The sequence below is a fragment of the Candidatus Pelagibacter sp. PS_31 genome (genome assembly GCF_059417865.1).
Genome location: NZ_CM182069.1, coordinates 96,004 through 120,000 on the forward strand (window position 1 = coordinate 96,004; position 23,997 = coordinate 120,000).

General features: G+C 30.5%; 20 protein-coding genes, 2 tRNA genes, 1 rRNA gene and 1 riboswitch. Of the genes, 18 read left to right on the forward strand and 5 right to left on the reverse strand.

The window, feature by feature from the left end:
- Complete coding sequence (locus tag AC5SLN_RS00515) at positions 1-1,167, forward strand: aspartate aminotransferase family protein (protein WP_018413799.1); 1,167 nt, start codon at positions 1-3, stop codon at positions 1,165-1,167.
- Positions 1,168-1,169: 2 nt separating this feature from the next.
- On the forward strand, positions 1,170-2,099 hold the full coding sequence (gene argF / locus AC5SLN_RS00520; protein ID WP_271616505.1) for an ornithine carbamoyltransferase: 930 nt from the start codon (positions 1,170-1,172) through the stop codon (positions 2,097-2,099).
- Here the strand turns inward: argF and AC5SLN_RS00525 are convergent.
- Entirely contained in the window at positions 2,091-2,630 is a 540-nt protein-coding gene (locus AC5SLN_RS00525; RefSeq protein ID WP_026362699.1) for a c-type cytochrome, read from the reverse strand. The genes argF and AC5SLN_RS00525 overlap by 9 nt on opposite strands.
- 104 nt (positions 2,631-2,734) lie before the next feature.
- Here AC5SLN_RS00525 and kdsB point away from each other — a divergent pair, with 104 nt between their 5' ends.
- The 5 genes from kdsB (at position 2,735) to recR (ending at position 7,062) form a co-directional block, all read left to right on the forward strand.
- Positions 2,735-3,475 (forward strand): 3-deoxy-manno-octulosonate cytidylyltransferase, encoded by a 741-nt coding sequence (kdsB, locus tag AC5SLN_RS00530; protein ID WP_494593535.1) that lies wholly within the window; start codon positions 2,735-2,737, stop codon positions 3,473-3,475.
- Between the two features lies 1 nt (position 3,476).
- Entirely contained in the window at positions 3,477-4,307 is an 831-nt protein-coding gene (locus tag AC5SLN_RS00535; protein WP_494593537.1) for a prephenate dehydratase, read from the forward strand.
- Between the two features lie 144 nt (positions 4,308-4,451).
- A complete protein-coding gene (gene dnaX, locus AC5SLN_RS00540; RefSeq protein ID WP_494593539.1) occupies positions 4,452-6,125 on the forward strand; it encodes a DNA polymerase III subunit gamma/tau in 1,674 nt (557 codons plus the stop codon).
- Positions 6,126-6,128: 3 nt separating this feature from the next.
- Positions 6,129-6,446 (forward strand): YbaB/EbfC family nucleoid-associated protein, encoded by a 318-nt coding sequence (locus tag AC5SLN_RS00545; RefSeq protein ID WP_006997395.1) that lies wholly within the window; start codon positions 6,129-6,131, stop codon positions 6,444-6,446.
- Between the two features lie 4 nt (positions 6,447-6,450).
- Complete coding sequence (gene recR / locus AC5SLN_RS00550; RefSeq protein ID WP_494593542.1) at positions 6,451-7,062, forward strand: recombination mediator RecR; 612 nt, start codon at positions 6,451-6,453, stop codon at positions 7,060-7,062.
- Here the strand turns inward: recR and AC5SLN_RS00555 are convergent.
- A complete protein-coding gene (locus AC5SLN_RS00555) occupies positions 7,049-9,244 on the reverse strand; it encodes a malate synthase G (protein ID WP_494593544.1) in 2,196 nt (731 codons plus the stop codon). The genes recR and AC5SLN_RS00555 overlap by 14 nt on opposite strands.
- Before the next feature lie 70 nt (positions 9,245-9,314).
- Positions 9,315-9,402: riboswitch (glycine riboswitch) on the reverse strand.
- A gap of 91 nt (positions 9,403-9,493) precedes the next feature.
- Between AC5SLN_RS00555 and AC5SLN_RS00560 the strand changes: the two genes are divergently transcribed.
- Entirely contained in the window at positions 9,494-10,600 is a 1,107-nt protein-coding gene (locus AC5SLN_RS00560) for an acetyl-CoA carboxylase carboxyltransferase subunit alpha (RefSeq protein ID WP_494593546.1), read from the forward strand.
- Here the strand turns inward: AC5SLN_RS00560 and secA are convergent.
- The gene (gene secA, locus AC5SLN_RS00565) at positions 10,595-13,159 is read right to left on the reverse strand and encodes a preprotein translocase subunit SecA (protein ID WP_494593548.1); all 2,565 of its coding nucleotides are present in this window, start codon (positions 13,157-13,159) and stop codon (positions 10,595-10,597) included. The genes AC5SLN_RS00560 and secA overlap by 6 nt on opposite strands.
- A gap of 65 nt (positions 13,160-13,224) precedes the next feature.
- On the opposite strand from secA, the gene argJ reads away from it, so the two are divergent.
- On the forward strand, positions 13,225-14,526 hold the full coding sequence (argJ, locus tag AC5SLN_RS00570) for a bifunctional glutamate N-acetyltransferase/amino-acid acetyltransferase ArgJ (RefSeq protein ID WP_494593550.1): 1,302 nt from the start codon (positions 13,225-13,227) through the stop codon (positions 14,524-14,526).
- A gap of 41 nt (positions 14,527-14,567) precedes the next feature.
- On the forward strand, positions 14,568-14,999 hold the full coding sequence (locus AC5SLN_RS00575; RefSeq protein WP_494593552.1) for a DUF1178 family protein: 432 nt from the start codon (positions 14,568-14,570) through the stop codon (positions 14,997-14,999).
- On the opposite strand, the gene ubiG is transcribed toward AC5SLN_RS00575, so the two are convergent.
- The gene (ubiG, locus tag AC5SLN_RS00580; protein WP_494593554.1) at positions 14,996-15,718 is read right to left on the reverse strand and encodes a bifunctional 2-polyprenyl-6-hydroxyphenol methylase/3-demethylubiquinol 3-O-methyltransferase UbiG; all 723 of its coding nucleotides are present in this window, start codon (positions 15,716-15,718) and stop codon (positions 14,996-14,998) included. The two genes, AC5SLN_RS00575 and ubiG, sit on opposite strands and share 4 nt — an antisense overlap.
- A gap of 65 nt (positions 15,719-15,783) precedes the next feature.
- Here ubiG and AC5SLN_RS00585 point away from each other — a divergent pair, with 65 nt between their 5' ends.
- From AC5SLN_RS00585 to AC5SLN_RS00605, 5 genes are read left to right on the forward strand one after another with little or no spacing between them, the layout of a single operon-like run.
- The gene (locus tag AC5SLN_RS00585) at positions 15,784-16,995 is read left to right on the forward strand and encodes an aspartate kinase (RefSeq protein WP_494593556.1); all 1,212 of its coding nucleotides are present in this window, start codon (positions 15,784-15,786) and stop codon (positions 16,993-16,995) included.
- Positions 16,996-16,998: 3 nt separating this feature from the next.
- Positions 16,999-18,099, forward strand: a complete 1,101-nt coding sequence (ispG, locus tag AC5SLN_RS00590) for a flavodoxin-dependent (E)-4-hydroxy-3-methylbut-2-enyl-diphosphate synthase (protein ID WP_494593558.1) — start codon at positions 16,999-17,001, stop codon at positions 18,097-18,099.
- A 5-nt stretch (positions 18,100-18,104) separates the two neighbouring features.
- Complete coding sequence (gene prfA / locus AC5SLN_RS00595; protein WP_494593560.1) at positions 18,105-19,178, forward strand: peptide chain release factor 1; 1,074 nt, start codon at positions 18,105-18,107, stop codon at positions 19,176-19,178.
- A 1-nt stretch (position 19,179) separates the two neighbouring features.
- On the forward strand, positions 19,180-20,022 hold the full coding sequence (gene prmC / locus AC5SLN_RS00600) for a peptide chain release factor N(5)-glutamine methyltransferase (RefSeq protein ID WP_494593562.1): 843 nt from the start codon (positions 19,180-19,182) through the stop codon (positions 20,020-20,022).
- Between the two features lie 14 nt (positions 20,023-20,036).
- Positions 20,037-20,510: a DUF4167 domain-containing protein gene (locus AC5SLN_RS00605; protein WP_494593564.1), complete on the forward strand. Its 474-nt coding sequence runs from the start codon at positions 20,037-20,039 to the stop codon at positions 20,508-20,510.
- Between the two features lie 2 nt (positions 20,511-20,512).
- Here AC5SLN_RS00605 and AC5SLN_RS00610 read toward each other — a convergent pair whose 3' ends face one another.
- Positions 20,513-21,811, reverse strand: a complete 1,299-nt coding sequence (locus AC5SLN_RS00610) for a M23 family metallopeptidase (RefSeq protein ID WP_494593566.1) — start codon at positions 21,809-21,811, stop codon at positions 20,513-20,515.
- A 330-nt stretch (positions 21,812-22,141) separates the two neighbouring features.
- On the opposite strand from AC5SLN_RS00610, the gene AC5SLN_RS00615 reads away from it, so the two are divergent.
- The 3 genes from AC5SLN_RS00615 to AC5SLN_RS00625 all read left to right on the forward strand — a co-directional run bounded on the left by AC5SLN_RS00615 (position 22,142) and on the right by AC5SLN_RS00625 (position 23,876).
- Positions 22,142-23,616: ribosomal RNA gene (locus AC5SLN_RS00615) — 16S ribosomal RNA — on the forward strand.
- 98 nt (positions 23,617-23,714) lie between these two features.
- Positions 23,715-23,791 (forward strand) — tRNA-Ile (locus AC5SLN_RS00620).
- A 9-nt stretch (positions 23,792-23,800) separates the two neighbouring features.
- Positions 23,801-23,876 (forward strand) — tRNA-Ala (locus tag AC5SLN_RS00625).
- Positions 23,877-23,997: the final 121 nt, after the last annotated feature.

A 23,997-nucleotide genomic window follows, 5' to 3' on the forward strand; every position in this document is an offset into this window, starting at 1 on the left:
ATGAGCGCTTTAGCAAAAAATTATAATAGAAGAAAAATTTCCTTTAAATATGGCAAAGGAAGTTTTTTATATTCTACTAATGGAAAAAAATATTTAGACTTTGTTCAGGGAATAGCAGTAAATTCCTTAGGACATGCAAACCCATATTTAATAAAAGCAGTTAACAAACAATCTAAAAAACTTTGGCATGTTTCTAATGCATTTATAATTCCAGAGGGTGAAAAATTAGCTAAAAGATTGGCAAAAAAAACTTTTGCAGACTTTATTATTTTCCAAAATAGTGGAGCAGAAGCCACAGAGGCTGCAATTAAAGTTGCTAGAAGATATTTTTATTCGATAGGACAACCTTCAAAAAATAGAATTCTTTGTGTTAAAAATTCATTTCATGGAAGAACATTAGCTACAATTTATGCTAGTGGATCAAAGAAGATGACTGAGGGCTTTGGACCAAAAGTTGATGGATTTGACCATTTTGAATTTGGAAATCATAAAGATTTTAAAAAAAAAATAACAAAAAAAACGGCTGCTATTATGGTTGAAACTGTGATGGGAGAAGGAGGAATTAAAGTTATACCCAATTGGTGTTTAAAAGAATTAAGAAAGATTTGTGATAAGAGAAAAATTTTATTAATTTTAGATGAAGTTCAGTGTGGAATTGGAAGGAGTGGAAATTTTTTTGCATTTGAAAATTCTAAAATTAAGCCTGATATTGTCCCAATAGCAAAAGGTATTGGAGGTGGATTTCCGTTAGGTGCAGTTTTAATGAATAAAAAGGTAGCATCAGGAATGACAGCTGGAACTCATGGGTCAACATTTGGTGGCAACCCACTAGCTATGTCTGTTGGAAATGCTGTTTTAGATCAAATATTAAAAAAAGGATTTCTTTCAAATGTTAAAAAATTATCAAAATACTTTTATTCAGAATTAAATAAATTAAGAAAAAAGTTTCCTAAAATAATTAAAGAAGTAAGAGGCGTTGGTTTATTAATCGGATTACAACTTCATGATGATCAAACAAAATTTATACAGAAACTAATGGATAATAAATTATTAACAATTAGAGCGGCTGAAAATGTTATTAGAATATTACCTCCTCTTAATGTTAAAAAAGAAGAGATAGATATAGCAATAAATATTATTAAAAAAGTGTGTTCTACTTATAAATAAATATGAAACATTTCATCAACCTTAAAGATATACCTTCAGCAGACCTTAAAAAAATCATCATTGATGCAAAGAATAGAAAACAAAAAAGAAAAAATTATAACACTCTAGAAGTTGATAAAGATAAACCTTTAAAAGGCAAGTTACTCATTCAAATGTTTGAAAAAGCAAGTTTGAGAACGCGATTAAGTTTTTACCTTGCAATAAAACAACTAGGTGGAGGAACTATAACACTTAGAGCTAATGAATTACACCTAGGAAAAGGTGGCGAAAGTCTAGCAGATACTGCTAAAATCTTATCAACTTATGGGGATGGTTTTATGCTGAGAACTGATAGTGATAAAAAAATAGAAGAATTTAGCAGATATTTAAAGATACCAGTAATAAATGGTTTAAGTCCATCGTCTCATCCAACACAAGTGCTATCAGATATTTTCACAGTTGAAGAGATTAAAAAAAAATCTATTTCCAAATTAAATATTTGCTGGATTGGAGATTCTAATAATGTTCTAAATAGTTTGATTGCTGCTTCAGTTAAATTTTCATTCAACTTAAATATTGGCTGTCCCAAGAATTATGGGCCTAAAAAATTTGTATTAGATTGGGTAAAAAAAAATAAAAGAAAAATTCATATCTTTAATGATGCTAAAAAAGCAGTTAAAAATGCTGATGTAATTTTTTCAGATAAAGTAATTTCATTGAACGATAAAGTTAATAAAAATAAAAAAATTAAAGATTTTAGAAACTTTCAAATTAATTCAAAATTGATGAGTTTTGCTAAAAAAGATACAACTTTTTTACACTGTCTTCCAAGGGGAGAAGAAGTTACGACAGATGTTTTTTTGGGAAAAAACTCTGAAGTATGGCTGCAGGCTCTAAATAGAGTGCACGTTCAAAAAAGTATTTTATTATATTGTTTTGGTAAGTTAAGGTAGCTGTTTAGGGCTATCACTATTTTGATTTAGGTACTTAATAATCGAGGCTCTATCTGCTTCTTTTCTCAAGCCAGCGTAAGACATTTTTGTTCCTTTCAAATATGAGCTAGGTTTAGTTAAAAAACCATTAAGTTCTTCAAAAGTCCAGTCTTTACCATATGAGGCTAAAGTTTTAGAATATTTGTAGTCTTCTACAGCACCTACTTTACTGCCTACTACGTTATAAAGAGCAGGACCAATTTTATTTGGACCACCTTTTTCAATAGAGTGACATGCTGCACATTTTTTAAAAATTTTCTCACCTGAAGTTACATCGCCTAGGGCCATTATAGCGGCAATGTCTACTTTTTGCTCAACTTCAGCAACTTGGGATATTGTGGAAGCTGGTTGTCCTTCAACTTCAACTTGATACCCTGGATTTTCTGGTTTATTTACATGAAAGACACCATCAGCAACTTTTCCTAAACCAATTACAAGAAGCGCAACCATTAAAATAGCAGCAATAATTTTATTAAGCTCAAACGAATCCATATAAATTTTATTATTTTGCAGATATAACATGATAATTAAAAAAATACTTAATTTTTAATTTTTTAATTTTGCGTCTGTTAGACGCACAAATTGGTAAATTTATAATGGCTAAAACATTAATATTAATTCCATCAAGAATGTCAGCAAGTAGATTGCCAGGTAAACCACTTTTAACAATTAATAATTTATCAATAATTTCTCATGTTTTTAAAAAGGCAGAAGAAACAAATATTGGCGAGGTAGTAGTAGCAACCGAAGATCAAGAAATACTCGATGATGTTGAAAAAAATGGTGGTAGAGCTGTTTTGACGAGTAACACTCACAAAACCGGCACAGATAGAATTTTTGAGGCTTACGAAAAGCTTAATATTAAAGATATTGATTTTATATTAAACCTGCAAGGGGATGAACCAAATATCAATAAAAATGATATTATAAATTTAAATAACTTTATGATTAATAGTAATTCTGGAATTGGAACGCTAGCAGCAGAAATTAAAAATGATAAAATGTTAATTGATCAAAATATAGTTAAGGTTATTACAGAAACAAAATTAGAAAAGAATAATTTTCCAATAGCATTAAATTTTACTAGAGATGGTTTTTCAAGAAATGATCAAAATACTTATCATCATATTGGAATCTATTCATATAAAACAAGTACATTAAAAAAATTTGTTAGTCTGGACCAAACATTTAAAGAAAAAAAAAATAGATTAGAACAGTTAAGAGCATTGGATAACAATCTGAAAATCAACGTTGCTTTGGCAAACTTTTCTCCCATTGGTGTAGATACAAAAGAAGATTATCTAGCTATAAAAAAAATTATGGAATATAAATCCTAAAATGACCAAAATTTATTTTCAAGGAACATTCGGTGCTTATTCACATTTAGCAGCGCTAGAAATAAACCCTAAAGCAGAAATAATTCCATGTAAGACATTTGATGAATGTTTTTTAAAAACATCTCAAGATAAAAATTCGAGAATGGTAATTCCAGAATCAAATCGAATTACAGGAAATATTGGAATCGAATATCTTATTTTTAAGTATAGACTTAATATTTATGCAGAACATTTTCAGAAAATTGAACATAATTTATTAGGACAGCCAGATAGCAATTTAAGTGATATCAAAGATGTTTATTCTCATGCTCAAGCTTTATCACAGTGCTCTAAATTTATTAAAAAAAATAATTTAGTTGAACATATTCGTGCTGACACTGCTGGTTCGGCTGAGACAATTTCAAAGTCTAAAATTAAAACGGAAGCAGCAATTGCCTCTACTTTAAGTGCTGAAATTTATGATCTAAAAATACTTTCAAAAAATATTGAAAATGAAAAAGGCAATGCTACGAGATTTTTGGTGATGGGCAATGAAGTTTTACAGCCTGATTTTGGTGATAAAAAATACATAACTTCTTTTCTATTTAAGTTAAAAAGCAAGCCTGCAGCTCTCTATCAATCATTAGGTGGTTTTGCGATCAATGGAGTTAACCTTACAAAACTTCAAAGCTATCCAGAGCAAAATTCCTTTGAGTCATATTTTTTCTTATGTGATTTAGAGGGACACATCGACAATCCAAAAATACAAAAGTCTTTAGAAGAATTAGGACTTCATTGCCAAGATTTTCACGTACTAGGTGTTTTTGAGGCTGATAAGTTTAGAGAAAAATAACTTAGAAACTTTTCTTGTAGAATAGAAAACATTACTGTTATAATAGTTTTGGAGGCTAGAGGTGGATACTGCTTGAACCCGACCAGATCTTAACGGAAGCAGTCGTAGAGACAGTTATTCAGGTTCTAGTCTCCTTTATATAAAATGAATAAAAATACAAAAGTTTTAGCTTTAAAGTACAGACCTCAGACATTTAATGATCTTATAGGGCAAGATGTTGTTGCGGAAACAATTTCTAACTCTATTAAGGCTAATAAAGTGCCTAATGCCTATCTTTTTACTGGAATTAGAGGAATAGGAAAAACGACAACAGCAAGGATTGTTGCAAAATCTCTAAATTGTTCAAATGGAATAGATAATTTGTGTAAAGAGGAACTTTGTGAAAATTGTAATGCCATTTCTAACTCAAATCATATTGATGTATTGGAAATGGATGCAGCAAGTAAAACAGGGGTGGACGATGTAAGAGACCTTATTGAATTTTCTAGATATGGCCCAACTACTGCTAAATATAAAATATTTATAATTGATGAAGTTCACATGCTTAGCAAACAAGCATTTAATGCATTGTTAAAAACCTTAGAGGAGCCACCAGAATATTTAAAATTTATCTTTGCAACAACAGAAATAAAAAAAATTCCAATTACAGTAGTCTCACGTTGTCAAAGGTTTGATTTATCTAGAATTAAATCTTTAGAGTTGTTTGATTTTATTAAGAAAATTAAAGAAAAAGAAAATGGTAACGCATCAGATGATGCTCTTAAATTAATTGTTAAAATTTCTGAGGGTTCAGTTAGGGATGCGCTATCGTTACTTGATAGGGCTTTACTTACCTTGGATAAAGACAAAGAATTAGATCTTGCAGCAGCACAAAAAATATTTGGTTATTTTGATAAGTCTCAATTAATTGATTTATTTGAATTGATATTTGAAGGTAAAGAAACTGAAGTTCTCAACACTTACAGAGAAATATATAACCAGGGTGTTGAACCAAAAATTTTTATTAATGATTTTTTAGAGCTCTTATATTATTTTAAAAATATTGATTCACTAAATTTGGATGGTAATAATTTTTTATTGAATGATGAAGAGTTTAATAAAATTAAAGATCTTTCAGAAAAAGTTAACAATGAGACCCTAATATTATTTTGGCAATTTACTATTAAAACACTTGAGGAGCTTGATATTGTTTCTAATCAACATTTATCAATGGAAATGTTCTTAATTAGATTAATTCATTTAAAAAGCATTAAACAGGAAAGTGACAAATATAAAGACGATAGCAAACTATTATCTGAAAGTGAAAACCAAACATCTTTTTACCCAAAAAAAACAAACGAAGATATCTTTGGAATAAAAGATAAATCTGAAACAATAGGGCAAATGAAAAATATTGTTCAGGAAAAAGATATCAAAGAAAAAGAAAATAATAACATTGAAACAAATACCAGTCTTATAAATTCATTTGATGATCTATTAAAAGCATGCTCTTCTAAAAAAGAGATTAAATTAAAATATGAATTAGAAAAAAATGTTAACCTTGTAAGTTTTGAGAACAAAAGAATTGAAATTTCATTTAATGAAGATTTAGATAAAGATTTTATTAAAGATCTTTCAACAAAACTTTTTGAATGGACCAATGAAAGATGGATTATAAGTCTAAGCAAAACTAAAGGACAGCCATCTAAAAAAGAAGAAGAAATTAATGAAAAAAAAGAACTGATAGAAAGTGTAAAGAACTCCTCAATTTATAAAGATATTTTAAAAAGTTTCCCTGACGCAGAACTTATTGATGTTAAACCTAGAAAAGAAGATTAAAGAATGACTGATTTTACAAAAATTTTAGATAAAGCAAAAGAATTAGAGGCTAAAATGAAAGAGAGCCAAGAAAAAATAAAGAACATTCAGGTAGAAGGAACGTCTGGTTCAAATTCTGTAAAGGTTACTTTAAATGGTGAAAATGAAATGATCAAAATTGACCTTTCAGACGAAATATTAAAGGAAAATAAAATTATAATCGAAGATTTGATAGTGGCTGCCCATAATAATGCAAAATCAGAATTAAAATCTAAGACATCTGAAGAAATTTCTAAGTCTACAAGTGGATTAGGTATTCCTGGTTTTAAATGGCCGCTTTAAGAATATGCAAAATATTAATGAGATAGAAGAGTTAATTAAATTAATTTCAAAACTTCCTGGCTTAGGTCCTAAATCTGCAAAAAGAATTGTTTTAAAACTTATTAATAATAGGGATGAACTTGTAAAGCCAATAGCAAACACTTTGGCGCAAGTTTATAAAAATGTAATTAGGTGTCAATCTTGTGGTACTTTAAAATCTAATTCATTAGGCTGTAACAATTGTGAAAATTCAAAAGAAAAATATAATAAAATATGTGTAGTTGAAGACATTGCAGATCAATGGTCAATTGAAAATTCAAATATCTATAAAGGCTACTTTCATATTCTTGGTGGCACCATTTCTTCTGCTGGCCAGAGAAAAGAAGACCTTTTGATTAATTCATTAGTAGAAAGAGTTTCAAGAGAAAATATTGAAGAAGTTATACTAGCAACAAGTGCAACAGTTGAAGGTCAAACTACCGCTTATTACATAGAGGATAGTTTAAAAAAAACTTCTACTAAGGTTACAAAACTTGCTCAAGGACTTCCTGTTGGTGGCGAAATAGAAAGTCTCGATGATGGAACTTTATATTCAGCTTTTAAAAACAGAACTGGAATTAAAACTAATTCTGACTAGATTTCTTTAATAATCGATTTAGATGTAATAACGGTTCTGTGTAACCCGAAGGTTGCTCTTTACCTTTAAAGATTAAATCACAAGCTGTCTTAAAAGCAATTGATTGCTCAAAATTTTCAGACATCATTTCGTAGCTTCCTCTTCCAGAGCGAGTATAGGCACCATCATTTTTATTTTGATCATCAACAATTTTTGCCATTTTTTTCATTACTTCCATAACTTGTGATTTTGTACAAATATCGTGATGTATCCAATTAGCTATATGTTGAGAAGAAATTCTTAAAGTGGCTCTATCCTCCATCAAACCAACATTATTAATATCGGGTACCTTTGAGCAGCCAACTCCATGATCTATCCATCTGACGACATACCCTAAAAGAGTTTGTGCAGAATTGGAAATTTCGGAGTTAATTTCTTCCATTGACCAGTTTGGTCTATCTGCTACAGGAATTGTTAACAAATCATCCAGTTTTGCAGATTCTCTTTTTTGAATTTCTTTTTGTTTCTCAAAAATGTTTATTTCATGATAATGAAGAGCATGAAGAGCTGCCGCTGTAGGTGAGGGAACCCAAGCACAATTTGCACCAGCATTTAGATGGCTAGTTTTTTGTTCCATCATCTCTCTCATTTTGTCCGGCATAGCCCACATTCCTTTGCCAATTTGAGCCTTACCAGAAAGACCACATTGAAGACCTATGTCTACATTATTATTTTCATATGCCCCAATCCATTTAGAAGATTTCATATCACCTTTTTTAATCATAGGACCAGCTTCCATTGAAGTATGCATTTCATCACCAGTACGATCTAAAAAACCAGTATTAATAAAAAATACTCTATTTTGAAGTGTCCTAATGCACTCTTTTAAATTAGATGAGGTTCTTCTCTCTTCATCCATAATTCCAATTTTACAAGTGTATTTTTCCAATCCTAAAACTTCTTCAACTTTAGTAAAAATTAAATCAGTAAATGAGGTTTCATCAGGACCATGCATTTTTGGTTTAACAATATAAATGGAACCAGTTCTAGAATTACCTTTTTTTTTAATATCATGAAGGCAAGCTGCTGAAGTTATAAAGGCATCCATAATACCTTCTGGTATTTCAGAACCATCTTTTAAAGTGATTGCTGAGTTAGTCATAAGGTGTCCAACATTCCTTACCAATAATAAACTTCTTCCATGTAGCTTTAATCCTTTTCCATCTTTAGAAATATAACTTCTGTCGGGATTTAATTTACGCTCATAAGTCTTTCCATTTTTTTCAAAAGTTGATTTCAAATCACCTTTCATAAGTCCAAGCCAATTACGATAACAAATAACTTTGTCATCAGCATCTACTGCAGCAACACTATCTTCATTATCACAAATAGTTGAAACTGCAGCTTCAACAATAATATCACTAATTTTAGCAGGATCTTGTTGAGCGCTAAAAGCATTTGGGTCTATAATTATTTCTATATGAAGATTATTATTTTTTAAAATTATTGCTGATGGATCATTGGCCTCTCCTCTATGACCAATATATTTATCTTTATTTTTTAAAGATGTTTTATTACTATCTTTTAATACTACTAAAGAGCCATTATCAATTTTAAAGCCTGTAATATTATGCCATTCAAAATTTTCTAGAGGAAAATATTTTTCTAAAAAGTCTCTTCCATATTTTATAACCATTTCTCCTCTTAAAGGATCGTATCTTTGAGTGGCACTATCCTCAGATTGCTCGATTACATCTGTACCATACAAACTGTCATATAAACTCATCCATCTAGCATTAGCTGCATTCAGTGCATACCTTTCATTCATGATTGGAACTACTAATTGAGGTCCAGCAATACTAGTTATTTCTTCATCAACATTATTTGTTTTGATCTTAAAATCAGGGCCTACTTCTTTTAAATAATCAATTTCTTTTAAAAATTTTTTATACTCTTCTAGATTGATTTCATTTCCTTTATTTGCAATATGCCAATCGTCTATTTTTTTTTGTAAATCTTCTCTTATTTTTAATAGCTCTTTATTTTTTGGGGCTAGCTCATGAACTACTTGGTCGAAGCCTTCCCAGAATTTTTCAGAAGAAATATTTGTATCTTTAAGCAATTCTTCATTAACGAAGTTTAGCAACTTATTAGAAACTGATAGATTGTGTATTTTTGTATATTGTTCTTTCATAGCACCCATTTTACCCCATCTGTATTTTTGCCTGAGAGTTTTGCTCCATCGGCGAGATAAATCTCTTTCCAGAGTGTTATGTTTGATATCGGTCCATTTGCCTGAGAGTTTCCGGGGTGGTTGCTCCTTCGGCGCTATTATATAATAGTCTCTCCCGATATTGATTAAGACTATCTCTTAATAGAATTATGTCAAATATAAATTATTTCAAACATTTTATTGCCTTTTTTCTTATTTAATTAATAATTAAACAATCATATGAAAAATTATTTAAACTTTGAAGCAGACATTAAAAATTTAGAGATAGAAATAGACAAACTTAAAGACCCTTATAATCAAGATGGTCTTTCAGAAGTAGATACAAAAAAAATTTCTGAGTCTCAAAAAGAGATAGATAATAAGCTACAAGAGATTTACTCTAACTTAGACCCCTGGCAAACCACTCTAGTTGCAAGACATGAAGATAGACCTAAAGCAAAATTTTTTATTGATAATTTATTTGAAGATTTTATCCCATTATCAGGTGATAGATATTATGGAGAAGACAAATCCGTATTAGCAGGATTTGCAAAATTTGATGAAAAATCTGTGTTAGTTATTGGTCAAGAAAAAGGGGACAGCCTTGAAAGCAGAATTGAAAGAAATTTTGGAATGATGAGACCTGAGGGTTACAGAAAAACAATTAGATTAATGAAATTAGCAAATAAATTTAACATACCGATAATTTCTTTTATAGATACGCCTGGTGCTTACCCTGGTGTAGGAGCAGAAGAAAGAGGTCAAGCAGAGGCAATTGCAAAATCAATTGAGTGCTGCATGTCCTTAAACGTCCCAACTCTTGCAATTGTTATTGGAGAAGGTGGATCAGGAGGGGCTATAGCACTTGCTTCATCTAATAAGGTAATCATGTTAGAAAATGCAATTTACTCAGTAATATCTCCAGAAGGCTGTGCCACCATTTTATGGAGAGATCCTAAAAGAACTTTAGAAGCAGCAAAAGCTATGAAATTGTCTTCAAAAGACCTCTTAGAACTAAAAGTAATTGATGAAATTGTCCCAGAGCCAATTGGTGGTGCCCACAGAGATAGAGACCTAATATTAGATAACGTAAGAAAATCAATTGAAAAAAATTTGAATGAATTTTTTAACATGAGTGGAGAAGAAATTTTTAATCATAGAAAAAATAAATTTTTAACTATTGGAAGATCTAAAGGATTCGTAAATCAATTAGATGATCTAAGTAAACTCAGCATGAAAGAAAGTAAGGTTAATTTATTTATTAAAAACTTCTTTAAATCGAAGTTAAATTTAGTAGTTTTATTTGGAGTAATAGTTTTATTGGGCTATTTTATATTTTCTTTATAAGGCCCCACAACAGTTTTTAAACTTTTTACCTGTAGCTTCACATTTCTCATTTCTTGAAATCTTTTCATTTTTTCTTTGTATTAGTAAACACTTTGGATCGTTAGATGTTTCTTTTTTTAATGGTCTTGAAATACTTTCACCAGGTTCTTGAACTATTTTTAAATTAATTAAAATTGTAACAAAATCCATTTTCAATTTATTCAATAAGTTTTCGAAAAGAAAAAAAGCTTCTTTTTTATACTCAACTAATGGATCTCTTTGACCATAAGATCTTAGGCCAATAACTTGTCTTAGTTGTTCAAGATACTGAATATGTGACTTCCAGTTTAAATCTATACACTGAAGAAAAATTCTTTTTTCAACTTCTTTTGCTTTTTCTTCATCCAACATTTTAATTCTTTCATTTCTTGCTTCTAAAAATTTAGAATTAATTTTATTTTTGAACTCTTCATCTTTTAATTCAGTAACATTTTTAAATTCATTATCATCAACACTTTTTCCCAGTAAAGTTTTTAACTGATTGTTAAATTCATTATTTTTAGTTGTTGATAGTTTCTGTGTTTTTAAGGTGATTAGATGACTAATAATTTCAGATAAGAATTCATCTGAATAATCAAAAACTTTTTCACTATTCATCACACCATTTCTTTGAGAGAATATTACATGTCTTTGATCATTTAACACGTCATCAAATTTTAATAAATTTTTTCTTATATCAAAATTTCTAGCTTCAACTTTTTGTTGTGCCCTCTCAAGTGCTTTATTAATCCAGGGGTGATCAATACTTTCTCCATCTTTTAAGCCTAATTTTTGAAGGATATTATTCATAGATTCTGAACCAAAAATTCTCATTAAGTCATCTTCTAAACTAACATAAAAAATTGAACTTCCTTCATCGCCCTGTCTACCAGCTCTTCCTCTGGCTTGGTTATCAACTCTTCTAGACTCCATTCTTTCTGTGCCAATAACAAATAGTCCACCAAGCGATTTTATTTTATTTTTATTTTCTAAAAGTTCATCATCAGGTTGACTTCCTTTTTTCCCACCTAACTGGATATCAACACCTCTACCCGAGATACTTGTTGTGATTATAACTGAATTCATTTTTCCAGCATTTGCAATGATTTCAGCTTCATTTTCATGATTTTTTGCATTTAAAACTACATGTTTAATTTTTTCATCATTTAGTAATTTTGAATAAATTTCTGATTTATTAATACTAGAAGTGAAAACTAATATAGGTTGACCTTGCTGGTGACACTCTAGAACTTTTTCAATGATGGCTTTATTTTTTTCTTCTTCTGTTCTAAAAATTTGATCATTCCAATCTTTTCTAATCATTTCTTTATTTGTAGGGATGATAACCACAACTAAATTATATATTTCATAAAACTCCTGAGATTCAGTTGCTGCAGTTCCAGTACATCCTGAAATTTTATTATAGAGCTTGAAGTAATTTTGATAAGTTATTGATGCTAGAGTTTGATTTTCAGCTTGAACATCTATTCTTTCTTTGGCTTCAAGTGCTTGGTGTAGGCCATCTCCAAATCTTCTTCCCTCTAATATTCTACCAGTAAGTTCGTCAATAATTTTTAATGTTTCATCTTTAACAATATAGTCTCTTCCTTTTTCAAATAGATGATGAGCCCTTAAGGATTGATTTACATGATGAACTAAACTTAAGTTTTCAGGGTCATAAAAGTTATTATTTTTTAGAATTCCTGCATCAGAGAATATTTTTTCTACTTTATTTATTCCCTCATTCGTAAGCAATATATTTTTATCTTTTTCATCAATCTCATAATGCTCTGGTAATAATCTTTTTATAAGTTTGTCAATCGCAAGATATTGTTCTGTTTTATCTTCAGCAGCTCCCGATATTACAAGTGGCGTTCTAGCCTCATCAATTAAACAAGAATCTATTTCATCTACAATAGTATAAACATGCCCTCTTTGAACCATTTGTTCTTTTGAAAATTTCATATTATCTCTAAGATAATCAAACCCTAATTCACTATTAGTTGCATATGTAATATCAAAATTATAATTTTTTTTTCTTTCAAGATCATCTTGGTCATTATTTATAAAACCAAAAGTTAATCCTAAAAATTTATATATTTCCCCCATTTCTTGAGAGTCTCTTTTTGCAAGATAGTCATTTACAGTAACTATATGTACCCCTTTTTCTGTCAGGGCGTTTAAATAGGCTGCAAGACTTATTGTTAAAGTTTTACCTTCACCAGTTCTCATTTCTGCAATTTTGCCTTCGTGAAGCACAACACCCCCAAGTATTTGAACATCGTGATGCCTCTCATTTCTTGTTCTCTTAGAAGCCTCTCTCACAAGTGCAAAAGCTTCAGGTAATAGAGTGTTTAAATTTTCACCATTTTTAAGTCTATCTTTCAATTCTGAAGTTTTTTTAGGAAAGTCTTCGTCACTAAGGTTTTTAACAGATGCTTCCAAGGAGTTAACTTTTACAACTATTTTGTTAATTCTATCGAGCTCTTTTTGATTGCTAGATTTAATAAACTTTGTGATAAAATTTAAGGGATTAAGCATTTAATTTTCTGGTATATAATTAATTATAACTTTTAATATAAGTATTAAATAAATATTTTAAACACATGCCAATAAACGTTAAAAACTTTATAAACTCACTAAATTTAAAGTCAAAAAATAGTGACTTTCAAGATTTAGAACATCTAGATGGAGTTTCAATATCCACAGTTTGTGCAAATTTATACAGCAAACCTAGGGATGATTTGGTTATGTTTTATTTTAGAGACGGGGCAAACTATGCATCTGTTTATACACAATCAAAAATAGTTTCAGAGAACATTAAGTGGAATTTAGATATTAAAAGTAAAAAAATAAGCTCTCTAATTATTAATACTAGAAATGCTAATGCATTTACAGGATCAGATGGTTACAAAGGTTTAAAAGAAATAGCTGAAGAAGCAGCATTACAATTAACAAAAAAACAAACTGAAGACGAAGATTTTCCAAAGAAGATATCATCAAATCAAGTTCTTTTTGGGTGTACAGGGACAATTGGAGAAAAATATCCAACTGAAAAAATTAAAAATAATATTCCAGAATTAATCAAAAAAATTAAATATACGCAAAATAAATTTACCTGGATGAAAGCTGCATTAGGCATAATGACAACAGACCTACAGCCAAAAATTACTATGGAGGAATGTCAAATAGGAAATAAAAAAGTTAAGATTTATGGAATTGCCAAAGGATCAGGAATGATTTTTCCAAACATGGCGACCACATTAGGTTACGTTTTTACTGATGCAGATCTTTCAAACAATATTTTAAAAAAACTATTAAAGAAAAATATTAATACAACCTTTAATGCAATCAGTTGTGATGGCGATACTAGCACAAATGATATGGTTTCTATTTTTTCTACAGGAAAAGTAAAAAACCAAATCATAAATAATATTAATGATAAAAAAATATTTAGTTTTGATAAAGCCCTACATTCAGTGTTATTAAATTTGTCAAAAAGAGTTGTTAAGGACGGTGAGGGAGCTACTAAATTTATTACAATCAATATAGTTAAATCAAAAAGTGAAAACGAAGCAAGAGTAATAGCTTTTTCTATTGCGAATTCAAATCTTGTTAAAACAGCCATCGCAGGAGAAGATCCAAATTGGGGTAGAATAATAATGGCTATAGGAAAATCTGGAGTGAAAATAGATTTAAAAAAATTAGCAATAAGCTTTGGTGGTATTAAGATAATAGAAAAAGGACAAATTTTTAAATATTATAAAGAAAATGAAGTTGCCAACTATATGAAAAGTCAATCAATAGATATTTCAGTAAATTTAAATATGGGATCAAAAAGTTTTACTGCCTACACAATGGATTTAACAAAAAAATATATTAAGATTAATGCTGATTATAGAAGCTAATTTGATATTGAATTAACTTTATTAATTATTAACTATAAACCATGATCAAATACAAGCTCATATGTAAAGATTGTGAAACTACTTTTGATAGTTGGTTTTCATCGTCTAAGGAATATGAAAAACTTAAAAAGAAAAATTTTTTAAATTGTCATTTTTGCAATTCCTTAAATGTTGGAAAGGACTTGATGTCTCCTAATGTGAGCACTTCAAAAAATAATTTAACAGACATTGATTCATCCAGTGAAAAATATAAAGAAATAAAAAAAATAATTTATAAATATCAAGAATTTATTAAAAAAAATTTTGAATATGTGGGAGAAAATTTTGCTTATGAGGCAAGGTCTCTACATTATAAAGACAAAAAAAAGGCCAAAGGTATTTATGGTACTGCAACAAAAAAAGATCTTAACGAGTTAAAGGAAGAGGGTATAAAAGCAGAAATACTGCCTTGGATAAAAAATACTACGAACTAATTTTTTATAAATTTTGTAATATAATTAACAGAAGTATCATTTGTTACTTTCCAGCTATTATCTAATATATTAAAATTCATTCCATCTAATTTTTTTAGAGATAGATTGTTTTTTTTACATATATCTATTAGCCCACTAGGTTTAACAAATTTTTCCCAATCATGTGTTCCAATTGGAAGCCATTTTAAAATATATTCAGCACCCACTATTGCAAATACATAAGATTTTAATGTTTTGTTAAGAGTTGCAATAAACATTATTCCGTTTTTTTTCAATAATTTTGAACTTTCTTTAATAAAAAAGTCTATATCATTAACATGTTCAACTATTTCCATGTTCAAAATTACATCAAATTTTTTTTTATCTTTTAACATCTCTGGAGATGCAACTTTATAGTCAATCTTAAGTTTATTTTTTTTTGCATGAAATTTTGCAACTTCAATATTTTTCTTTGATGCATCAATGCCAACAACACTTGCTCCTAGTCTGCACATTGGTTCAGATAATAACCCTCCACCACAACCAATATCAAGTAATTTAATATTTTTTAAGGGCTTGTCAGATGATCTAATTTTAAAATCTTTGATAATATTTTCTTTTATATATCTAATTCTTATTGGATTAAAATTATGCAATGGTTTGAATTTACCATTAGGATCCCACCATTCTTCAGCAATTTTAGAAAATTTCTCAATTTCTTTTTTATTTATTGAATTCATAATAGATAACTTGTGGACATAACAATTAAGATGTATTTTATCAAATATAAATTACAAAATTATCAATGAAAACTGTTGTATTAAAGTTCGGTGGAACCTCCGTTGGAAGTATAGATAGAATAAAGAGTGTATCAAAAATTATTTCCTCTTATAAAAAGAAGAAAATGGGTGTCATTGTGGTTTCTTCTGCAATGAGTGGCACAACTAATGAATTAATAAAAAAAACAAAAGAATTAAGTAATAACTTTGATGCAGCAGAATATGATGTTTTGTTAGCAACGGGAGAGCAAGCAACTTGTGCATTAATTGCTGGTAGATTAAAACACCTTGGTTTTAAAGCTAGATCATGGATGTCTTGGCAGCTACCAATTATTACAGAAGGACCTTACAGCTCTTCAAGAATTAACAAAATCGATAAAGGAAAAATACTTAGTTTCATGAAATCAGGTGGAATACCTATCATAACTGGTTTTCAAGGCATTAACTTAGAAAATAGAATTACAACACTGGGCAGAGGTGGAACTGATGCATCAGCAATAATGCTTGCAAAATTTTTTAATACTGATGCGTGTGATATCTACACTGATGTAGATGGTGTTTATACTACAGATCCAAGAAATCATCCTAAAGCCAAAAAAATTCGTAAAATTTCCTACGATGAAATGTTAGAGATGGCATCATTAGGCGCAAAGGTTATGCAACCTACATCTGTGCAAGATGCAAAACTAAATAATATTAATTTTTCAGTTAAATCTTCATTTCAAAAAAAGAAAGGCACATTAATAACTGGTGCAAAAAAAACCTTCAGTAATCAAATAATAACCGGAATTACTTCTACAAAAAATGATTCTAAAGTTACTATTGTGGGTGTTAAAGATAGGCCAGGTGTAGCAGCTGCTGTTTTTAAACCATTATCACTTAATCAAATTAATGTTGATATGGTAGTTCAAAACATTTCTTTAAATGGAAAAGAAACAGACTTAACTTTTACAATTAAATCTGAAGATGTAAAAAAAACAGAAAAAATAATTAATCAAAATAAAAAAATTTCATTTAGAAAACTTACATATGACAATAATGTTTCAAAAGTATCTATTATTGGTGTGGGTATGATTACAACCCCAGGAATTACTTATAGAATGTTTCAGGCTTTGGCTTTAAAAAAGATTAATATAATGGTTATTTCAACTTCTGAAATTAAAATTTCAGTTTTAATTTCAAATAAACAGATAAAAAAAGCAGTAGCAGTGCTTCACAAAGAATTTAAGTTAGATTAATTTATGAGCTTAAGACCATTTAGAGACATTCATAGAAAAAAAACAAAAGTTATAAATGTTGGTGATGTAAAGATAGGTGGTGACAATCCTATTTCTGTTCAATCAATGACCAACACCTTAACAACCGATATTCAGGCTACAATAAAACAAATTAATGATATTCATGAAGAGGGTGCTGATCTGGTTAGAGTTTCTTGCCCAGATGAAGAGTCCTCATTAGCTCTTAGGGAAATTACAAAACATGTATCTGTTCCAATAATTGCTGATATTCATTTTCATTATAAAAGAGCAGTAGAAGCTGCCGAAAATGGAGCAAAATGTTTAAGAATTAATCCAGGCAACATAGGGGATAAATTAAAAATACACGATGTACTTAGTGCTGCTAAAAATAATGATTGTTCCATTAGAATAGGTGTTAACGCTGGCTCTCTTGAAAAAGATATTTTAGAAAAATATAAGGAACCATGTCCAGAAGCTTTAGTTGAAAGTGCACAAAGGAATATTAAGATTTTAGAGGATCAAGATTTTTTTAATTTTAAGATAAGTGTAAAATCTTCAGATATTTTTTTATCTATTGCAGCGTATCGTCAACTATCAAAAGTTACAGATTATCCGTTACACCTAGGGATCACAGAAGCCGGAAGCTTTGTATCAGGCAGTGTCAAGTCATCGATAGGTCTTGGCTCACTTTTAATGGATGGAATAGGGGATACCATAAGAATTTCTTTGTCTGACGATCCTATTAAAGAAATTAAAATTGGTAATGAAATATTAAAGTCACTTAACTTAAGAAATAGAGGTGTAAAAATCATATCTTGTCCATCATGTGCAAGACAAGCATTCCAAGTAATTGACACGGTAAAAACATTAGAAGATAAACTAGCTCACATCAAAACCCCTTTAACATTATCGATTATTGGCTGTGTGGTTAATGGACCTGGAGAAGCGGCGATGACAGATATAGGAATTACTGGAGGCGGTAAGGGTAATAATATGCTTTATTTATCTGGCATTCAAAGTGAAAAAGTTTTATCAGAAGACATAATATCAAGAGTTGTAAGTGAAGTTGAAAAAAAAGCTGCTGAACTTGATAAAAAATTATAAATACAATGATACCTCTAAAAACTATTGAAGATTTAATATCAAAGCATTCTATTTTGGAGAAAGAATTATCATCAGGTGAAGTGGATAAAAAACTTTTTGCTGAAAAATCAAAAGAATACTCGGATTTAAACGAGGTAATTGATGATGTTAGAAAATATTTTTCTTATGAGGGGGAAAAAAAGGATCTAGAGAAAATATTAAGTGATTCTAGTAGTGATAATGAGTTTAAAGAAATGGCTGAGGTAGAATTAAAAGATTTAAAATTAGAAAACGAAACTATAGAAAAAAAATTAAAATTATTTTTATTACCAAAAGACGAGGCAGATAAAAAAAATGCAATTATAGAAATTAGAGCAGGTACTGGAGGGTTAGAGGCCAGTTTATTTGCAGCAGATCTCTTTAAGATGTATGAAAAAGTTAGTCATCAAAAAAAATGGGAATTAGAATTAATAAGCATGTCTCAGAGTGAGGCAGGGGGACTGAAAGAAGTTATTGCATCAATTAGGGGGAAAAATATTTATTCAACATTAAAATATGAAAGTGGAGTTCATCGTGTTCAAAGAGTTCCAGATACAGAAACTCAAGGGAGAGTCCACACTTCTGCAGCAACAGTGGCCGTTCTACCAGAAGCAGAAGAGGTTGATATCAAAATAAATGACTCAGACTTAAGAATTGATGTGTTTAGAGCTGGTGGCCCAGGTGGACAATCCGTTAATACAACTGATAGTGCCGTGAGAATTACTCATATTCCAACTGGATTATCTGTATCTCAACAAGATCAAAAATCACAACACAAAAATAAAGCAAAAGGGATGTTAATTTTAAGATCAAGACTTTATGAATTAGAAAGATCAAGAATAGAGGGTGAAAGATCAGAGGATAGAAAAAGCAAAATAGGAACTGGAGACCGCTCTGAAAGAATTAGAACATATAATTTTCCACAAGGAAGAGTAACAGACCACCGTATTAATCTAACCCTACACAAACTTGAAGCTTTTTTGGAAGGTGAAGCCTTTGATGAAATGGTAGAAAATTTAACGCTGCAAGCACAAGAAGAAAAATTGAGTAATCTTAATTAAAATGAATATAGAAAATATTCTGAAAGAAGGAATAGATATCCTGCAAAAAAATAAGATAGCTAATCCTCAACTTGATAGCGAGATATTATTATCCAACTCGATTAAAAGAGATAAAAAGCATATTATTTTAAATCCTAAAGAAGTTTTGAACTCAGAACAATTAGGAACATTTAAAAGTTTAATTGAAAGAAGAAAAAAAGGTGAACCAATTGCTTATTTAATAAATAGAAAAGAGTTTTGGCAAGATGAATTTTTTGTCAATAAAGATGTGCTAATTCCAAGACCTGATAGTGAACTAATAATAGAACAGGTTTTAAAAATTTATTCAAAAGATGATCAACTACAAATTCTTGATATTGGAACTGGATCTGGATGCATTCTTTTATCTATATTAAAAGAAAGATCTAATTTTTATGGAACTGGAATAGATATTTCTAAAAAAAGTATAAATGTGAGTAAATTTAATGCAAAACAACTAAGCTTAACTAATCGAGTAAAGTTTTTTCACTCAAGTGTTGACAATTTTAATAATGGCAAATATGATATCATTGTTTCAAACCCTCCATATATTGAACAATTAAGTTTAAAATATTTGGAAAAAGATGTAGTTAATTTTGAGCCAAAGTTAGCTTTAAGTGGTGGGTTTGATGGTTTTTCAAAAATCAGAAAAGTAATCAACAAGACAAGTAATCTGATTAAGAAAAATGGTAAATTTATTTTAGAGATTGGTTTTAATCAAAAAAATAAAGTTATAAAAATATTAAAAGAAGAAGGTTTTTACGTTAACAAAGCTATAAAAGATTATGGCAATAATGATCGCTGTATAATCAGCACTAAAATTTAAATTGAAAAAATATTATGGTAACATTTAGAAGTAATAATAGTAATAATAGAAGACCTCCATTTAGAAGCAATAATAATAGAAGACCTCCATTTAGAAGCAATAATGAAGGATCAAAATTTTCTAACAATGATAATTTTCAAAGAAAAGTTCCAGGTAGAAATAATCATAATGCAGTTAAACTTATTGAAAAATACAATGATTTAGCGAGAGAAGCTTTAGCTAATGAAGATAAAATTTTATCTGAAAATTATTTTCAACATGCGGATCACTTTACAAGAGTTCAAAACGAGCAAGAAAGCCTTAGAATGGCTAGAGTAAATTCATCTGCAACTGCAACTATTAAGCCAGTCGATTCAGAAAAAAAAGTTGAAGAAACTGTTCAAAATGAAGCTGAAACGGTTAAAAAAGAAGTGACTGAGCCTGAAGTAAAAAAAGTTGTAAAAAGTGTTGATAAAAAAGTGGTTGAAAAGAAAGTCGCTGCTAGTTAATTTTATCCAATAATTAATTCTGATTTTAAAACATCTAATTTAATTTTTTCTACCTCAAATATTTCTCTTTCCTTTCCTTTAAGAGTTTTACCGGAAGGCAACTTTAATTTTTGAGAGTTAACTTTTTTTCCATTTACAACTACCTCATAATGTAGATGTGGACCTGTAGATTTTCCAGTGGATCCGACATAACCAATTATCTGACCCTGTTTTACTCTTATTCCCTCTTTTATTCCTCTAGCAAAATTTTTCATATGAGCATAAATAGTTTCATAAGTTGAATTATGTTTTATTTTAATACAATTTCCACCACCACCACACCATCTTGCTCTTGTTATCAGTCCACTTCCAGATGCCATAATAGGAGTGCCCATTGGGGCTGCAAAGTCAGTCCCTCTATGCATTTTATTAAAACCATCTATAGGATGTTTTCTCATTCCAAATGCAGAAGAAAGTCTTGCACCATTAATAGGAGTCTTCATCAATGCTTTTTCAACACTCTTACCGTTTTCATCATAGTGTCCTTCACTTCCTTTTTTTTCAAAATAATATAATGCATTATTTTTTCCACTTAGCTTTAGATCTGCAAAAATTATATTACCTGTCTCAAATATTTTACCATCGTCATCTTCAAACACTTCATACATGATTTGAAAATTATCATTTTTTCTAATATCTCTTTGAAAATCAATTTGGAATCCATAAATTCTTGCAAACTCAATAATCACATTTGGCTGAACTTTCAAATCAATAGCTGTTTTATATAAACTTTGTGTAATTTTTCCTTCTTTAAAAACAATTTTTTTATTTAAATTTGTAATAATTATTTTTTTTTCAAAAAGGTTATTATCTAGATTCCTTGTTAATTTAATTTTTTTTGTTCTAGAAACTGGAAATAAAAAAGAAGTAATTTTTTTATTATTTGATTGGTCAATAGTAATTTTTATTTCAAGATTTGGCTGAAGATTATTTATATTGTAATCCGAATTTAATTTTTTTTTGATCTGATTAATTTCTTCATTTGGTATTGAATAATTATTTAAAATTTTATCAAAGGTTTCACCATTAGAAATTTTATGATCAATATTTTTATATCTTGGAACTAGATTGTCAAAAATTTGGTTAATACTTTTTTGAAAATAAATATTATTTATTAAATTTTTATAATTTTCATCTATTATTATTTTTTTTTTGTTATAGAAACTAGTGCTTGAAATCGTAATTAACAACAGCAAGAAAAGAAAAGTAATCTCAATGTTTTTTTTTATTATTTTTATTATTTTATTTGAACTAAATATCATCTTGAAGTTTGAATTATTAATTTAGTAATGACTAAAAATCAAAAAAAACCTAGTATTTATTGATATATTTGAGCATTTATTTAAATGCTAAATGCTTGATTTACTTTTATTTTAGCTTATAAGCAGCACACTTTCTCAGTAAAATTATTGTTTACTCAATAGATTAGTGAGGATTATTGGGCGTTTTAGACCCAATTAGCTATTTAAAAAGTAAAAATTTAAGAAGAGAAGTGTGGACGGTTAAGGTTACCAAAATTTGTCGTACACACTTCAAAATCGTATGGATTGTATTCTTACAATTTATATATGAAGCTAGTGTGCGCCGTTTTTTAACTTGAGAGTTTGATCATGGCTCAGAACGTACGCTGGCGGCACGCCTAACACATGCAAGTCGAACGAAGTAGCAATACTTAGTGGCAGACGGGTGAGTAACATGTGGGTATCTACCCTTTGGCCTGGAATAACACGAGGAAACTTGTGCTAATACCGGATAAGTCTTTACGGAGAAAGCTTTATGCACCATTGGATGAGCCCGCACTTGATTAGTTTGTTGGTAGGGTAATGGCCTACCAAGACTATGATCAATAGCTGATTTGAGAGGATGATCAGCCACATTGGGACTGAGACACGGCCCAAACTCCTACGGGAGGCAGCAGTGGGGAATCTTGCACAATGGAGGAAACTCTGATGCAGCGATGCCGCGTGAGTGAAGAAGGCCTTTGGGTTGTAAAGCTCTTTCGTCGGGGAAGAAAATGACTGTACCCGAATAAGAAGGTCCGGCTAACTTCGTGCCAGCAGCCGCGGTAATACGAAGGGACCTAGCGTAGTTCGGAATTACTGGGCTTAAAGAGTTCGTAGGTGGTTGAAAAAGTTGGTGGTGAAATCCCAGAGCTTAACTCTGGAACTGCCATCAAAACTTTTCAGCTAGAGTATGATAGAGGAAAGCAGAATTTCTAGTGTAGAGGTGAAATTCGTAGATATTAGAAAGAATACCAATTGCGAAGGCAGCTTTCTGGATCATTACTGACACTGAGGAACGAAAGCATGGGTAGCGAAGAGGATTAGATACCCTCGTAGTCCATGCCGTAAACGATGTGTGTTAGACGTTGGAAATTTATTTTCAGTGTCGCAGGGAAACCGATAAACACACCGCCTGGGGAGTACGACCGCAAGGTTAAAACTCAAATGAATTGACGGGGACCCGCACAAGTAGTGGAGCATGTGGTTTAATTCGAAGATACGCGCAGAACCTTACCAACACTTGACATGTTCGTCGCGACTCTAAGAGATTAGAGTTTTCGGTTCGGCCGGACGAAACACAGGTGCTGCATGGCTGTCGTCAGCTCGTGTCGTGAGATGTTGGGTTAAGTCCCGCAACGAGCGCAACCCTCACTTTTAGTTGCCATCATTAAGTTGGGCACTCTGAAAGAACTGCCAGTGATAAGCTGGAGGAAGGTGGGGATGACGTCAAGTCCTCATGGCCCTTACGTGTTGGGCTACACACGTGCTACAATGGCATCTACAACAGGAAGCAAAACGGCAACGTTAAGCAAATCCCGAAAAGATGCCTCAGTTCGGATTGCACTCTGCAACTCGAGTGCATGAAGCTGGAATTACTAGTAATCGTGGATCAGCGTGCCACGGTGAATGCGTTCCCGGGTCTTGTACACACCGCCCGTCACACCATGGGAGTTGGTTCTACCTTAAGGCAAGGTTTTAAACCCTTGACCACGGTATAGTCAGCGACTGGGGTGAAGTCGTAACAAGGTAGCCGTAGGGGAACCTGCGGCTGGATTACCTCCTTTCTAAGGATGAGTGAAAGTAAAATTTCACTCTAAATAATATACATCGGTAATGTTGACCGTCCTCATTTCTCTTCTTAAAGTAATGTTTCCTTCTTGTAGGGCCGGTAGCTCAGTTGGTTAGAGCACACCCTTGATAAGGGTGGGGTCGAAAGTTCGAGTCTTTCTCGGCCCACCATACTTAACTGGGGGATTAGCTCAGCTGGGAGAGCGCCTGATTTGCATTCAGGAGGTCAGCGGTTCGATCCCGCTATCCTCCACCAGGAAACATTTAGTTATTAAAACTGTAAATAAAAATAATTTATATCAATATCTATATCCGAACATTAAAAGTTATTATTTAATGTTCAAAATAAAAATTTGATCACAACATAGATAAATTTT

Coding starts and splice junctions, on each gene's coding strand:
- AC5SLN_RS00515 (WP_018413799.1), top strand. CDS start 1: ATGAGCGCTTTAGCAAAAAATTATAATAGAAGAAAAATTTCCTTTAAA.
- argF (WP_271616505.1), top strand. CDS start 1,170: ATGAAACATTTCATCAACCTTAAAGATATACCTTCAGCAGACCTTAAA.
- AC5SLN_RS00525 (WP_026362699.1), bottom strand. CDS start 2,630: ATGGATTCGTTTGAGCTTAATAAAATTATTGCTGCTATTTTAATGGTT.
- kdsB (WP_494593535.1), top strand. CDS start 2,735: ATGGCTAAAACATTAATATTAATTCCATCAAGAATGTCAGCAAGTAGA.
- AC5SLN_RS00535 (WP_494593537.1), top strand. CDS start 3,477: ATGACCAAAATTTATTTTCAAGGAACATTCGGTGCTTATTCACATTTA.
- dnaX (WP_494593539.1), top strand. CDS start 4,452: ATGAATAAAAATACAAAAGTTTTAGCTTTAAAGTACAGACCTCAGACA.
- AC5SLN_RS00545 (WP_006997395.1), top strand. CDS start 6,129: ATGACTGATTTTACAAAAATTTTAGATAAAGCAAAAGAATTAGAGGCT.
- recR (WP_494593542.1), top strand. CDS start 6,451: ATGCAAAATATTAATGAGATAGAAGAGTTAATTAAATTAATTTCAAAA.
- AC5SLN_RS00555 (WP_494593544.1), bottom strand. CDS start 9,244: ATGGGTGCTATGAAAGAACAATATACAAAAATACACAATCTATCAGTT.
- AC5SLN_RS00560 (WP_494593546.1), top strand. CDS start 9,494: ATGAAAAATTATTTAAACTTTGAAGCAGACATTAAAAATTTAGAGATA.
- secA (WP_494593548.1), bottom strand. CDS start 13,159: ATGCTTAATCCCTTAAATTTTATCACAAAGTTTATTAAATCTAGCAAT.
- argJ (WP_494593550.1), top strand. CDS start 13,225: ATGCCAATAAACGTTAAAAACTTTATAAACTCACTAAATTTAAAGTCA.
- AC5SLN_RS00575 (WP_494593552.1), top strand. CDS start 14,568: ATGATCAAATACAAGCTCATATGTAAAGATTGTGAAACTACTTTTGAT.
- ubiG (WP_494593554.1), bottom strand. CDS start 15,718: ATGAATTCAATAAATAAAAAAGAAATTGAGAAATTTTCTAAAATTGCT.
- AC5SLN_RS00585 (WP_494593556.1), top strand. CDS start 15,784: ATGAAAACTGTTGTATTAAAGTTCGGTGGAACCTCCGTTGGAAGTATA.
- ispG (WP_494593558.1), top strand. CDS start 16,999: ATGAGCTTAAGACCATTTAGAGACATTCATAGAAAAAAAACAAAAGTT.
- prfA (WP_494593560.1), top strand. CDS start 18,105: ATGATACCTCTAAAAACTATTGAAGATTTAATATCAAAGCATTCTATT.
- prmC (WP_494593562.1), top strand. CDS start 19,180: ATGAATATAGAAAATATTCTGAAAGAAGGAATAGATATCCTGCAAAAA.
- AC5SLN_RS00605 (WP_494593564.1), top strand. CDS start 20,037: ATGGTAACATTTAGAAGTAATAATAGTAATAATAGAAGACCTCCATTT.
- AC5SLN_RS00610 (WP_494593566.1), bottom strand. CDS start 21,811: ATGATATTTAGTTCAAATAAAATAATAAAAATAATAAAAAAAAACATT.